Origin of the sequence: Lysinibacillus sp. UGB7 (genome assembly GCF_049058285.1) — a bacterium.
In the GTDB taxonomy this organism is placed as follows: domain Bacteria; phylum Bacillota; class Bacilli; order Bacillales_A; family Planococcaceae; genus Lysinibacillus; species Lysinibacillus sphaericus_B.
Genome location: NZ_JBMGUV010000025.1, coordinates 47,429 through 61,593, shown reverse-complemented (window position 1 = coordinate 61,593; position 14,165 = coordinate 47,429). Strand labels below are relative to the sequence as shown.

Sequence of the window (14,165 nt, the reverse complement as noted above, 5' to 3'; positions counted from 1 at the left end):
TTTTTAAGTACGATTATGCATTTTTCTTTTGGTTTTTCACACCTACTAAGTAGCCACCTAATGCAATACCAACTAGTACAACCCAGAAAGTGACCTTCCAGACTGTAGAGTGAGGAAATTCATGAGGGATTACACCTAGTTTTTCATGTGCTAATGTAAGAACAGCTAGCTTCACACCAACCCAGCCAACGATTAAGAAGGCTGCTGTTTCAAGTGATGGGAATTTATCAAGGACACGAACGAACCAACGTGCAGCAAATCGCATCATAATTACGCCGATAATACCACCTAAGAACATGACGCCAAATTGTCCAGCATTAATGCCACCAATATCAAAGTCACCTAAATGTGGTAGTGTGACCGCAATCGCAACTGCTGCTAGAATGGAATCGACAGCGAAGGCAATATCAGCAAGTTCAACTTTTACAACAGTCATCCAGAAGCCAGATTGTTTTTTCGGCTCCTTAATTTCTTCGGTTTCCTGAGAGGCTTTCCGAGAATCATAAATATGCTTTATTGACATGAATAATAAGTAAGCGGCTCCGATTGCTTGAATTTGCCAAAAGTTAACAAGTACTGTGATTAGGAATAATGCAGCAAATCGGAAAACAAATGCTCCGACTAAACCATATAATAATGCCTTTTGTTGTTGTGGTTTAGGCAAATGCTTCACCATGACTGCCATTACGACCGCATTATCTGCAGCTAACAAGCCCTCAAGAACGATTAATACGACAAGTACCCATGCGTATTCTAATATTATTGCTTCCAAATATGTTTCCTCCTTTATGATTGGAAAAGAATAGAATATATTGCTTTCTACCAATTTTTTATTTTTTAGGCAAAAGAAAAAGACCCATGCCTAAAAAATAGGCAAAGGTCTTGCTAAGCAATTATCTGGCATTTTTCCAGATAAATATTTCGTACCTTTTGCGATGCTTTTGATACAAATGACATCTGTCTCTATAGACAAACATCTTTGTACTTGTTGCTACCGCTGTCGGTACAGAAACCATCTACACAACAGCGTAGATGGTTTTGCTATCACACCCGATGGCAGTTGCCATGTAATGACGAATGTGAAACCAGATGTATCGCTCACATCTGCTAGCTACTCCCCCTTGACAAAATTGTCAAAAGCTATTCAGTTCTCTTACATAGAATTATATCATGTGTGCGGTAAAAAGCAAAAGGAAATATAGCAATAAATTGAAAATTATTTTTCCGAACAGTTCTAACAAATGGTACTATTAAATGATAAGTGAAATTTTTAACAACTTAGAGGGGAGTCATACATGTATAAAAAATTTTTCTCATATTACAAACCACATAAACGATTATTTGTCATCGATTTTTCAAGTGCCATAATTGTAGCGATTTTAGAGCTTGCCTTTCCTTTAGCTGTTCAATGGTTTATTGACGGGCTACTGCCAACAGGGGATTGGGGTATGATTGTCAACGTGAGTATATTGTTATTGCTCGTTTATGCACTGAGCACAGTACTAAACTTTATCGTCAACTACCTAGGGCATAAACTTGGGATTAATATTGAAACAGACATGCGGCAAGAATTGTTTAATCATGTGCAGCGTCAATCATTCCGTTTCTTTGATAATACAAAAACGGGTCATATTATGAGTCGTATTACGAATGATTTATTTGATATTGGTGAGTTTGCCCACCATGGACCCGAAGATTTATTTATTGCAGTCATGACGTTTATTGGAGCTTTCGCTATTATGTTCAATGTGAATCCTACACTTGCTTTAATCGCTGCAGTCATGGTGCCATTTTTAACTTGGCTTGTCACATTTAGTAATGTGAAAATGAACAAAGCATGGAAAACAATGTACGGTAAGATTGCCGATGTCAATGGACGTGTGGAAGATAGTGTATCTGGAGCACGGGTTGTGAAATCATTTACAAATGAAGCTTTTGAAATGGAGCGCTTTAAAGAACAAAATGGACTTTTCCGCTCTGCAAAATTATATGCCTATAAAATTATGTCGGGGACACACTCGAGTATTTACATGATGACACGTTTATTAACTTTGGTCGTCCTGGTAGTCGGTTCATGGTTGAGCTTTAATGGAAAATTATCGTATGGAGAGCTTGTAAGTTTTGTGTTATACACAAATGTGCTTATAAAGCCAATTGACAAAATTAGTGCATTACTAGAGCTTTACCCGAAAGGTATGGCAGGTTTTAGACGTTTCCGTGAGCTTGTGGAGCAGGAACCCGAGGTGCAAGACCGAGAGGGAGCAAAGGCAGTTACACATTTATGTGGTGATATAGCGTTTAAAGATGTTCATTTTAATTACGATACATCAAAATCGGTATTAAATGATATTTCATTTAACGTCCGAGCTGGACAAACGATCGCCTTTGTTGGACCATCAGGAGCAGGGAAGACGACGATTTGTTCTCTTATTCCGAGATTTTATGATGTCAGCAGTGGTGCTATTACAATTGACGGCTTGGATGTGCGTAATATGACACAAGCCTCACTGCGTGCACAAATCGGCATCGTGCAGCAGGACGTCTTTTTATTTACAGGTACTATTCGTGAAAATATTGCCTATGGTCGATTAGATGCAAGTGAGGAAGACATACAAGAAGCCGCTAGAAAAGCGCATTTAGAGGCGTTTATAGCGGAGCTTCCAGATGGCTATGATACACAAATCGGTGAGCGTGGTTTAAAATTATCGGGCGGTCAAAAACAACGCTTAGCGATTGCACGTATGTTTTTGAAAAATCCACCAATATTAATTTTGGATGAAGCGACTTCAGCGTTGGATACAGAAACGGAAATGATTATTCAGCAGTCATTAGCAGAACTTGCAGAAAATCGTACTACACTTGTCATTGCCCATCGTCTTGCTACGATTCGTAATGCTGACCGTGTCCTTGTTGTGACACCGAAAGGGATTGAAGAGGATGGTACTTATGATGAACTTGTCGCTCAAAATGGCATTTTTGCTAAGCTTCACCATATCCAGTTCCGAAAAGGGCAAGGACAACAAACCATGCAAGAAGTTGTTGACATGAGGTCATAACTCCTCGATAGCCCTACATTTTCATTTTTTGGATAGCAAGTAGGGGAAAAAACAATTAATAGAAACAAGGGGCTTACTAGAGGGCCCCTTGTTTCTTTATATGCGACTATTCATATATCGTCTCAGCAAATGTCCTCAGACAAAATAAGGTAAGTCATATGTCCCCAAAAAACTTTTTGATCGATTGAACGAAATAATTTAAAAAATGCCTCTCCATCGTTTTACCCTTGGCACGTCCAATTTCAGCCTATGTTGCTTGTGGATTCGGTTGCTCAGATATAGCTATTTTTGTAAAGTCAATAATTTGCATAAATATTTCATATTCATCATCCTTGAAATCTATACCGACTCCATGAACATAGTACATTCATTGTGGCTCGGCTACATCCCAACAGCCAGAAAGTAATGTAACGACAAGAAATAGAAGCAAGATGATTTTTTTTGTCATTTTTTATCCTCGCCTTTAGAAGTACGAGTGTTATCTTGAGGGGCAAGTCCCTCAGGTCGCTCTGCATAGCCTTTTGGAGATACTCTAAAAATGGATTTTTTGATGGTTGCCCAATCCAAATCACCAGCAAGATTCATGTAAGGGAAACCGAATATTCGGATGTTACATAAATAAAGAAGTGTAAAATAAAGAGAAATGAAAAATCCAAATAGGCCTAAAAAGGCACTTAAAAGAATAAAAACGACCCGTAGTATACTAATTGTAGTTACAAGTGATTGATTGACAAGTGTAAATGATGCAATAGTGGATACAGCAATAATAACAACCATTTCCGGGCTCGTAACACCTGCTCGTATAGCTGCATCACCAATAATTAATCCACCAACGACGCTTATCGTACCACCAATAACAGAGGGGAGTCGTAAGCCTGCTTCGCGAAACAGTTCAAACATCAGTAGCATCAGTAGCATTTCAAGAGACGAAGGGAGGGGCAGGCCTGTTTTTGCTTGTACGATAGTTGCTAATAGCTGCAATGGTAACTGATTTTGGTGGAAAGTCGTTAAAGCAAGCCAAAATGCCGGTAAAAGCAAACCAATTAAAATACCAACGATTCGTAATAACCGTTCAAGTGAGCTGAAAATAACGGGATACTCATTATCTTCAGCGGATTTTAAAAGTAAAAATAAATTAACAGGTGTAATCATGACATAGGCTACACCGTCTACGAATATTAAGAAACGTCCTCTGACAAGAGCCTGAATTGCATAATCGGGTCTACCAGTATAATCGAATTTGGGGAATAATTTTGAGTCTTTATTAATCCGTTCCATCAATAAATCTCCACTAAATACAATATCTGTGTCTACGGCAGCTAATTGCCTTTTGATGCCATGTAAAATTTCAAAATCAACAATATCATCAAAATAAAGAATAGCCACTGTTGTCTTCGAACGTTCTCCCAAATCCATTTTTTCGACACATAAAGAATTAGTAGGGAGCCGTTTCCGTAATAGAGCGATATTAACGGAGATGTCTTCAATAAAGTTATCCCTAGGCCCTTTAATAAGTACTTCTAACCTTGTCTCTTCGGGATTTCGATTTGGTTTTTTGGCGATATTACTTGCGTATAAAAGTCCCTCGTCTTCAAAATACAGCAGTAGATTTCCGGTGTATACAAGAGTAATGGCCTCTGCTTTGTCAGTTACTTGTTTGAAGTGCGGAATGTGTAATTGAGAAAATATGTTTTCTGCAATGGATGTATCAGCTAAATTGTCAAAAAAGTGTTGAACACGTTGAATAATCACATCATTGAGTAATTGCTGATCAATCATTGCTTGACACGTAATGAACTGCACTTTATGTTGGTGAAATGTATATTCTTGAAATTCAATATCGGCGGATTTTTGGAATAATTGTTTCAAGGTGTATAAATCTATGGCCTTTTCTAACTGGGGCATTATGATTCACCGCTTTCCATTTCTTGTTTATCCGGATTAACCTTTTTAGATGACTTATCTGATATGAATGCTACAATGACGAAAAAAATTGATAAAAGTAAAAAGAAAATAAAAGTAGATGTCAATATATAATTCCCTTTAACCTTTAAAAATATGTTTTCATTCAACATCATTAGCGGTAAACACAGGAAGAAGAAGGGAGGAGCGAGAAATTTCCATATGCGTTTAGGATCTCCAGTCATATTTAACAAATCGGTAACAATATATAAAATGAAGCCGACGCGTATAAATGTGCCTGTAAGCCATTGATAGATAGAGAAAAAATCTAGATGCTCGATATAGCGTCCGATTGTTACAAGTCCCCATTCTTCATAGGCTGGATAGCGTTGCTTGGCTGCTTCACTTGGTCCGAATTCTGTAATTGCTCCTATCAGTGGTCCGATTGTCAGCCCCATCAAAATAAAAAGCATGATGGAAAAATGATACCAACGAATACGAGTTTTAATTTGATGCTGAAGAAACAAAAGCATCAGCAGTTCCACAAATCCAGATGCAGGGTAGATGAAGCCATTAACAATAGGTTTGAAGCCATGCTCGAAAAATGGTCGCAATAATGAATAATCTTTTACCTGCATATTTGTAAAGGCCACAAAAAATCCAAAGACTACAACTCCAAATAATACAAAAACATTTAAAATAACAATTGTTTGTAGGTTTGTGGTAACCAGTAGTATACAGAGAATTGTATAGATAAATAACAAGAGAATAACTGGTGTTTGTGGTAAAAAGGTGGTATTTACCCATTGCAGTGTTTCAACCATTGTGAAGGCAGTAATAATGACTAAATAACCCACTATAATATAAATAATAATCCTAGAGCTAACTTTCCCAATTTTTTGCTCTAACCAATCCTTTAAAGGTTCTTGCTTTGTCTTATTTTGAATATAAACTAATAAGAATAGCCAAAAGAATATAATGATAGCCGCAATAATCACAGATAGCCAACCATCCCTACCAGCAACATCTAACAGTGGGGGGAGAATCGTAACGTGATTTTTTAAGCCAATAACTGTCATTGATAGGAAGATAACATGTAATATACTAATAGTTCCTACGTTTTTCATATGAAAACCCTCTAACCTATATTGATACCATATAGCCTTGACAAAAAGTTGAAGGATTATAAGTAATGAAAAAGGCACTATCTCATATTAATTGAGATAGTGCCTCAGACTGTAGATAAACTCAAAGTATAGAAGTATCTATATGAAGCTGTTGATTTCCGCTGCGGCGGACGCTTTTCTCGAGCATGACTTCAGCTCATGCTATTCCCGCAGAAGTCGCCGCCTGCGCTCCAATCAAGTATTGATATTATTAGTGCTTGTTACTAATGTATATATTTATTGCTTACAAGTTCTTTTTGGAGGACATCTGTAGGTATTTCAAACTCTACAACGCCCATATATCCTGGAGCCACATCATATTTATCGAAGGAAATCACGAGTTTGCCCTTATCGTTAATGTAAAATTCCTGTTGTGTTTTTATGCTCGTAAATTCGTCAAAAAGTTCCTCATCAGCTATACCAGCACCTTTGACCCAGTACACTTTATCTTCATCACTTGCGCTTTCTGCACGCATTTGCTCTTTGATATTTTCACTAATCACCTGCATATAACTATCATCTTTAAAGAGCATTGGTAACGTGATTAAAATTTCATTTTCTTTATCAATTGTGTCGTAATGCATAACGGTTGAAGATGAACCGACAGTATTCACAGTATATCGACCAATCGATAAAATCTGCTCGGTATCCGTTTTAATTTCATAGCCGCTATCAACACCTAAATGACCGCCTCCATTTGCCTTTAAATCGCCAACCTCTGCTTTAAAGTCATTATAAAGGGCTTTACCTTCTGAACGGTATTTTTCATTTAATGTATTGGCAAGATCTTTATTTTCTAAATTTTCTATGGAAGGTACTTTAATGTTGGCATCGTATGTGTCTTCTGCTACCTCATATTCTGTCCATGTTAAAACCTTTACAACACTTCCGACAACAGGAATGTCAGAAAGGGTACGTGCCATTGCAGGACTGACATTTAAACCAGCTGTAAAAAGCATAGCGGCAGCAGCAGAGCCAAGTAACCATTTTGGTGTGCGATTCTTTTTCTTTTTTTTCCCTTGTTTTAATGCATTCTCCACGATGAAATCTAGCTCCTTTGGTATAGGTACTTCATTATATTGTTTTTCTAACTCTTCTAATTTTTTATCCATGTGATGTTTCTCCCTTCACATCTTGCAATTGTATTTTTAGTAGTTTTAACGCTTTATAAAGTCGCGATTTGGCTGTACTTAACTTAATGTCGAGTATGTTGGCAACATCTGCGAGCTTTAAATCCTCAAAATAGTGCAAAATGACAACTTCACGAAACATCTGAGGCAACTCTTCTAACGCATGCTCCAAGTCAACGTTTTCGTAGACATCCTCTTGAGGGGGCGTTAAATATTGCATTGTGTCATCATCCGTCACCTGTAAGCGTTTATGCTTGCGTAAAAAATCAATTGCTGTACGAACGACAATTTTGTAAAACCAGCTTTTCATGTAATCCACATTTTCTAGTCGGTCGAGAGAAAGCATAGCTTTTTGAATACTGTCTTGTACAACATCGAGGGCATCCTGTTCATTCTTTGTGTAGCTATACGCGAGCAAATAAAAACGATCTTTCTGTTCACGAATAAACTGGACAAACACCTCTTCATGTTGAAATGCATTTCTTGTTTTCATGTTTAAAGAAGCTCCTTTATAACTTAATTCAGCTGAATTTTCCACTCTTTATAGAGTGTTGAAATGAATACTATAAGCTTTTGATTCAGTGGTAGTAATGCGCCATCTGAAACAAGTTCATGCTTACGGCAGATTTGTCACAGATTTTTCAGAGCAAGCTCTGGTGAAAATCTGGACGCAATTAAACTGTGGCGTATTTATCATTTCATTGTATACAACTACTAGACGTGTGAAAGGGGAGAAAAAGTTGATGGAATGAAAAAAACTTACCCCGTAGCGAGGTAAGATTGTACCTTTTTTCAATTACGTCCTGTATTTGATAGATCACGAAAAATAGTCATATGTATTTTTCAGTAGTAATAGAATTGTTACGACAATAAAGAGTTTACGTACGTAACCACTACCACGTTTAATAGCAAATTTAGAGCCAACAATCGCACCAGCAATTTGTGCGAGGCCCATTGATAAACCATAAGCATAATGTATCTGACCTAGGTACATAAACATAAGAAGTGCGGCAACATTGCTCCCGAAATTTAGAAATTTAGCATTGCCAGCAGATTTTAAAAAGTCAAAACCGACGATTAAAAAGGCAAATAGAAAAAATGAACCCGTACCAGGACCTAAAAAGCCATCATAAAAGCCAATTAATGTAATGATAACGATGAAAAACGCATAGCGCTTTGGTGTTAGTTTTTTATAAGTGGAAATGCTGCCCCAGTCTTTTTTGAAAATCGTATAGACGGCTACAGCTGCTAACATCACAAGCATTAATGGCTTTAAGACACTAGGGTCTATTAAATGGACAATCCACGCTCCAATCATCGAGCCGAAAAAGACAAATGGGAACAGCTTATAAACAGATTTAATATCTAATTTACCAGAACGATAAAACGTAATCGTACTTGTTAGGGAGCCCATCGTACCTGCTAGTTTATTTGTTGCCACAGCTGCTGATGGTGGTAATCCGACGAACATAAGGGCTGGTAAAGAAATCAGTCCACCACCGCCGACAACAGAATCGATGAAAGCCGCTAAAAAACCAAAAAGAATAAGAATCAATAAGACATTTAAATCTAAATCAAAAGGCACAACAGTCAACTCTTTTCTATTAGAATAATCTGATACTATCGGAACTAAGAGTGACTGTAAATAGTCTGTAAGATTTTTCACTTTCAACTACTAGAACATCATAGATTTTTTTCTCATAAATAGTATGTGTCGATTTTTGAAGAAATATGAAAAATTCTGCAAAAAACAATAATATTCTATTTTAAGTAATTATTTTAATGTATCATAAAGGAAATAGTGTTTTTGCGTAAAGGGGGCGTGATGACATTGAGTTTAGGAAATCATTTTAGGGTTTTTGTTTGTGTTGTGTTCATGGGTGTACTTGTTGGATATGTTTATAACACCAAAAAAGATGTAACGGATAATGTATATATTGATGCAGTAAAGCAAGGTTACTTAGCTAATTACACGGATGTAACTGTCCGAGATGCTTTTAACTACGCGTTTATAGAGCCTTATTGGCGATATTACGAGGCAAAAACAGGTCAACATGTTGTGGAATTATCGGGGGAAACTTCACATTCAGGGGAAGTGGGCCATGCCGTTTTACAGTTTGTAGTGAATGAAGAGGCTACAGAATTTACCCTCTTTGCCATGAAGTTTAACGACTCCGTGTTAGATTTAGAACAAAGATGGACACTAGTAGTGACGGTTTATGAAACATGGCAGATGAAGCAACTTGCCTATCACTAGTGCCTTTTACTTTGGAAAAAGAGGTTCCTATATTACAGTAGAAAGGAGAGCTACATACAGAAAGGGTGTTTTTCGATGATATTAAGTATTTTAGATCAAATTCCTGTACCTAAAGGACATACTGCTGAGGACGCCTTCAAGCGAACAGAGCAGTTAGCACTGTTAGGTGAAGAGCTTGGTTTCCATCGTATGTGGCTAGCAGAGCATCATAATAGTGAATCCCTTGCGAGTTCGGCGCCAGAAATTACAGCTGCGTTTTTAGCTGCAAAAACAAAACGTCTGCGCATCGGTACAGGTGGCGTTATGATGATGCATTATTCGCCGTATAAGCTGGCCGAAGTATTTAAAACATTAAGCGCGCTAGCACCTAATCGTATTGACTTTGGTGTAGGACGTGCTCCTGGTGGTGACCATCCATCCATTTATGCGCTTGCAGAAGGACGTAGACAACGTATGACAGAGCAGTACGACAAACTTGATGTTATTTTGAAGCTCATGAACGAGCAAAAATCAGGTGAGTATGTATATGATCAGGTGATTGCGTCTCCGACAAATATTCAGTTACCCGAGGCATGGTTACTTGGCTCAAGTGGCCAAAGTGCCATGCAGGCTGGACAACTAGGTGTTGGTTATTCATTTGCTCAATTTTTCACTGGTAATATGTCAAAAGATATTTTTGATACGTATAAGTCAACCTTTACACCTTCTTATTATATGGAAAAGCCACAAATTATCGTTACCTATGCGACTACGGTTGCGGATACATTAGAAGAGGCCGAATATTTGGCAAAGCCAATAGATATTACACGTCTCCAGTTGATGAAGGGACAAATTATCCAATCGATGTCACCTGAAGAGGCGAAGGATTACCCGCTCTCTGAGATGGATAAAATGACGATTGCTAATAATCGTAAGGCAAATCTTGTTGGTACACCGAAGGCTATTGCCCAATACTTAGTAGCAGAACAACAACAGTATGGTTTTGATGAAGTGATGCTAAATTGCAATCAATATGCACAGGAAAGTCGATTAAATTGCTATAAACTACTGGCAAAAGAATTATTATAGAAAATAGCTACCTAATGCTTCGGCATGTGGTAGCTATTTTTATAGAAAAAGAGTGAACGCTCCTTTTTTCTATCCTATTTGAACTTGAACGACTCAATATTATTGAGTCTCAATTTATCCCGCAGTAACGGTCAGTAAGCCGCCTACCTCAAGTGAAAGATACGAGGTGGGCGATCAACTGACCGTAAAAGCCCGATTGGTTCAACTATCAAACTGTGAACCCCCCACAGTTTGAAGTTTCACTTTATCCTATCGCTGAGCCACTTACGAAAGGGGCATCTTTATAATACATATTTTTGACTAGAACGTTTGGACCTAAGCATTTCACCGCTGGACAGTGGCAATTTAGTGATTTTGCTAAATCCGTTTCCATCCATTTGTCGAAAATGGCAGGTAACTCGTCCTTGACGATATTGCCAAGAGCAGGAGTATCACCAAAGTCTGTGACGATGACATCGCCTGTAAAAATATTAACGTTTAAGCGTGAGCGACCATCCGGATCATTGCGCATTGTAACGTTCTTCGCCTCACGCAAACGTTTTAATAACCTTTGATCCTCCTCGTTTGAGCTACAAGGATAGAATGGTAATGTACCAAACAACATCCAAGTACTGTCATCACGCACATCAAGAAGATGATGAATGGCTTCGCGTGTTTCTTCTAGCGAAAGTGATGACAGTGCACTTGCAAAGTCTGAGGGATACATTGGATGTACTTCATGTCGGGCGCATTTCATGTCATGAATGATTTGGTTGTGGATATGATCTAAGTATGGCAATGTTTTTTTGTTGAGCATCGTTTCTGCCGATACCATAACACCGTGCTGCGCGAGCATTTTTGAGTTATCGATCATGCGTTGGAAAAGTGCAGCGCGTTGTTCATAGGTTGGTTTACGGTCCATCATCGCAAAGCCTGTTTCGACAAATTCATCGACTGTGCCCCAGTTATGTGAAATATGAAGCACATCCAGATACGGTGCAATAAGTAAGTAACGTTCAGGCTCTATTGTTAGATTCGAGTTGATTTGTGTGCGTACGCCTCGTGTATGTGCATATTTTAACAGCGGCAATACATAGTTTTGCACCGATTTTTTGCTCATCATCGGTTCTCCACCAGTAATGCTCAGTGTTTTTAAATGCGGGATTTCATCAAGGCGCTTTGTGATTAGCTCCATTGATAATGCTTCGGGATCTTTATGTTGTAGTGTATAGCCAACTGCACAGTGTGCGCAGCGCATATTACAAAGGTTTGTTGTGGTAAATTCAATATTTGATAGTGTCATCTGTCCATGCTGTTCGACATCTAAATAGGCTTCCCATGGATCAAAGACGGGCGTAATTTTTTGTAAGGTCGTCATAATTCGTACATCTTCCTTTCTAGCATTCTATTGTCTCATATTCAAGGATATTTTCAAATATGAAATTCTTGAAAGGATTTTTTTACGGTTAGGGGAACATTTTTGTCACCTTTCTAAGGTAGTATTGCTTCTGATTTTAATAGTGGGATTTTTCGAACAATTCCGTAAATAGGTAATATGGAGTAATTTTACTGCTATTTTTTGCAAAAAACGTTATGATAGAAGGAGCAAGACGGCAAGACCGTTTAGAAGAAAGTAGGAAATAAGTTGAGTAAATATGAAACACTATTGTTTGATGTAGATGATACATTATTAGATTTTGATTTAGCTGAAAATGCAGCACTTGACCGATTATTTGCACAGGAAAAAATTGCTACAACACCAACGATGATTGCTCGCTATAAAGAAATTAATGAATCAATGTGGCGTGCCTTTGAACGAGGCGAAGTGACAAAGAATGTCCTACATAATACAAGATTTTCGATAGCGCTGAAAGAATTTGGCTTAGAAGTAGACGGTGAATATTTTGAAGCGATCTTTCAAAAGTATTTGCAAGAGGCGCACCATTACGTTGATGGAGCATATGAACTGATTGCGCAGCTTTCAGACAACTATAATTTATATGTCGTTTCAAATGGTAAAACGATCACACAAAATAAACGATTGGTAGATGCAGATTTAGCGAAATACTTTAAAGGGATTTTTATCTCGGAGCAGACAGGTTATCAGAAGCCAATGCCAGCATTTTTCGATTATGTTTTTGACCGAATTGAAGGAATAAGCAAAGAAAAAGCACTTATTGTTGGGGATTCACTAACTTCTGATGTGAAGGGTGGCTTATTAGCAGGGATTGATACGTGTTGGTTTAATATTCACGATATCGAAAATACAAGTGATATCCTGCCAAACTATGAGATAAAAAAGTTACACGAACTTTATACGGTATTAGAAAAATAATGCATCCCCGCGAGTACAATGTTACTTTTGCGGGGATTTATAGTTTTTAACGGATAGTAGGAAGTGACAGTTAACTCTGACACACGTTAGATTGCAATTGCCAAAATAGAACTAGTGCAACTAATGGTATTGTGTGCAAATAATACTATATTTTTACACGAAAAAATCTATTATGATAGTTACAGAAAGATGAAAGGGAGGGGTAATATGAATGGGAAATTCCGAAAAGCGATAATGGTGACACTGTTATGCACATCAATAACCATTCCAATACAAACCCATGCATATCAAGAGCCAACGGATTATGTACATATGAAAACGGAAAATATGACGGTTTACTCTGCATATGGGGCTAAAATTGCCGCATCTGAAAAACAAGGAACTTATAGTGTGAAAGCTAATATAGTCAACAATCGTCAGCCACTTGAGGTAGAAATTTTCAAAAATGGGCAATCTGGAGTCTTAAAGCAAATGGTTAAAAAAGGTGTAATGGAGCCAGTTGCCTATCGAGATGAAGGGGACCGAGTGATTGCGACGATTCATTATAATGCCGAATTAAAGTTTGAATATCCTGCACAAATTTATTTTCGTGATATAGAAAATTCGGCATACAGCACATACATTACAACATTAGCACAACGCGGCATTGTTCAAGGAAGTCAGCCTGAGTACTTCGGGGTCAATGATTCCTTAACACGTGCGCAGTTTAGTGCCTTACTCGTCCGTGCATTTAGCTTCGAACAGAAACAAACGAAACAGTACAAAGACGTCAATGCAAAAAAATCATGGTATGGTGGTCATGTTGGTGCCTTACATTCATTAGGGATTATTAATGGGAAAACGCCAAATATATTTGATCCAAATGGTAAAATTACTCGTCAGCAAGCCATTTTGATGCTTGGACGAACATTAGATGTAGTTGATTTTGTACCAGAAGAATATGGTGCACTACCCTATGAAGATAGCAATGATTTCCAAGGTGAATTATTACGTTACACAAAAACATTGTATGGCATTGGTGCACTTGATGATAATACAGATTTATTGCCAAATCAATACATTACTCGTGGCCAATTTGCTAAAATGCTAGCGGTAACTTTAGAGGCTTCAGGGAGATTATAATTGTATAATAAAAACGTAAAAGCCGAGGACACTTTTTGTCTTCGGCTTTTTACTGTGGTTTTGTAGATTGTAAACGAGTGCATAGGAGGTATAAAAATCTGTTTAACGGGCAAAACCTTTTATGAGACTAGTTTCATGAAAGGGGAGAAA

12 protein-coding genes are annotated in these 14,165 nt (G+C 37.8%); 5 read left to right on the top strand and 7 right to left on the bottom strand.

The window, feature by feature from the left end; genetic code table 11:
- Window positions 1-13 precede the first annotated feature (13 nt).
- Window positions 14-772 (bottom strand): TerC family protein, encoded by a 759-nt coding sequence (locus tag ACOMCU_RS19825; protein WP_010859602.1) that lies wholly within the window; start codon window positions 770-772, stop codon window positions 14-16.
- 523 nt (window positions 773-1,295) lie between these two features.
- Here ACOMCU_RS19825 and ACOMCU_RS19820 point away from each other — a divergent pair.
- Window positions 1,296-3,056, top strand: coding sequence for an ABC transporter ATP-binding protein (locus ACOMCU_RS19820; RefSeq protein WP_219361782.1), 1,761 nt, complete (start codon window positions 1,296-1,298; stop codon window positions 3,054-3,056).
- 444 nt (window positions 3,057-3,500) lie between these two features.
- On the opposite strand, the gene ACOMCU_RS19815 is transcribed toward ACOMCU_RS19820, so the two are convergent.
- The 5 genes from ACOMCU_RS19815 to ACOMCU_RS19795 form a co-directional block, all read right to left on the bottom strand.
- A complete protein-coding gene (locus tag ACOMCU_RS19815) occupies window positions 3,501-4,961 on the bottom strand; it encodes a spore germination protein (protein WP_010859599.1) in 1,461 nt (486 codons plus the stop codon).
- A complete protein-coding gene (locus ACOMCU_RS19810; protein ID WP_010859598.1) occupies window positions 4,961-6,085 on the bottom strand; it encodes an endospore germination permease in 1,125 nt (374 codons plus the stop codon). Before ACOMCU_RS19810 ends, ACOMCU_RS19815 begins: the two co-directional genes overlap by 1 nt.
- 263 nt (window positions 6,086-6,348) lie before the next feature.
- Complete coding sequence (locus ACOMCU_RS19805; protein WP_421051154.1) at window positions 6,349-7,236, bottom strand: DUF3298 domain-containing protein; 888 nt, start codon at window positions 7,234-7,236, stop codon at window positions 6,349-6,351.
- Window positions 7,229-7,747 (bottom strand): RNA polymerase sigma factor, encoded by a 519-nt coding sequence (locus ACOMCU_RS19800; RefSeq protein WP_010859596.1) that lies wholly within the window; start codon window positions 7,745-7,747, stop codon window positions 7,229-7,231. The genes ACOMCU_RS19805 and ACOMCU_RS19800 overlap by 8 nt, the downstream gene beginning before the upstream one ends.
- Window positions 7,748-8,071: 324 nt before the next feature.
- Window positions 8,072-8,839 (bottom strand): TSUP family transporter, encoded by a 768-nt coding sequence (locus tag ACOMCU_RS19795; RefSeq protein ID WP_010859595.1) that lies wholly within the window; start codon window positions 8,837-8,839, stop codon window positions 8,072-8,074.
- A 240-nt stretch (window positions 8,840-9,079) separates the two neighbouring features.
- On the opposite strand from ACOMCU_RS19795, the gene ACOMCU_RS19790 reads away from it, so the two are divergent.
- Both ACOMCU_RS19790 and ACOMCU_RS19785 read left to right on the top strand, forming a co-directional pair.
- Window positions 9,080-9,511 carry a hypothetical protein gene (locus ACOMCU_RS19790; RefSeq protein ID WP_230491850.1) on the top strand — a complete coding sequence of 144 codons (432 nt, stop codon included), beginning with the start codon at window positions 9,080-9,082 and terminating at the stop codon, window positions 9,509-9,511.
- A gap of 75 nt (window positions 9,512-9,586) precedes the next feature.
- The gene (locus ACOMCU_RS19785) at window positions 9,587-10,579 is read left to right on the top strand and encodes an LLM class flavin-dependent oxidoreductase (protein ID WP_421051153.1); all 993 of its coding nucleotides are present in this window, start codon (window positions 9,587-9,589) and stop codon (window positions 10,577-10,579) included.
- 244 nt (window positions 10,580-10,823) lie between these two features.
- Here the strand turns inward: ACOMCU_RS19785 and yfkAB are convergent, their stop codons facing one another.
- Window positions 10,824-11,936: a radical SAM/CxCxxxxC motif protein YfkAB gene (yfkAB, locus tag ACOMCU_RS19780; RefSeq protein WP_421051152.1), complete on the bottom strand. Its 1,113-nt coding sequence runs from the start codon at window positions 11,934-11,936 to the stop codon at window positions 10,824-10,826.
- Between the two features lie 267 nt (window positions 11,937-12,203).
- Here yfkAB and ACOMCU_RS19775 point away from each other — a divergent pair, with 267 nt between their 5' ends.
- Window positions 12,204-12,893 (top strand): YjjG family noncanonical pyrimidine nucleotidase, encoded by a 690-nt coding sequence (locus tag ACOMCU_RS19775; RefSeq protein WP_010859591.1) that lies wholly within the window; start codon window positions 12,204-12,206, stop codon window positions 12,891-12,893.
- 207 nt (window positions 12,894-13,100) lie between these two features.
- On the top strand, window positions 13,101-14,015 hold the full coding sequence (locus tag ACOMCU_RS19770; protein ID WP_421051149.1) for an S-layer homology domain-containing protein: 915 nt from the start codon (window positions 13,101-13,103) through the stop codon (window positions 14,013-14,015).
- Window positions 14,016-14,165: the final 150 nt, after the last annotated feature.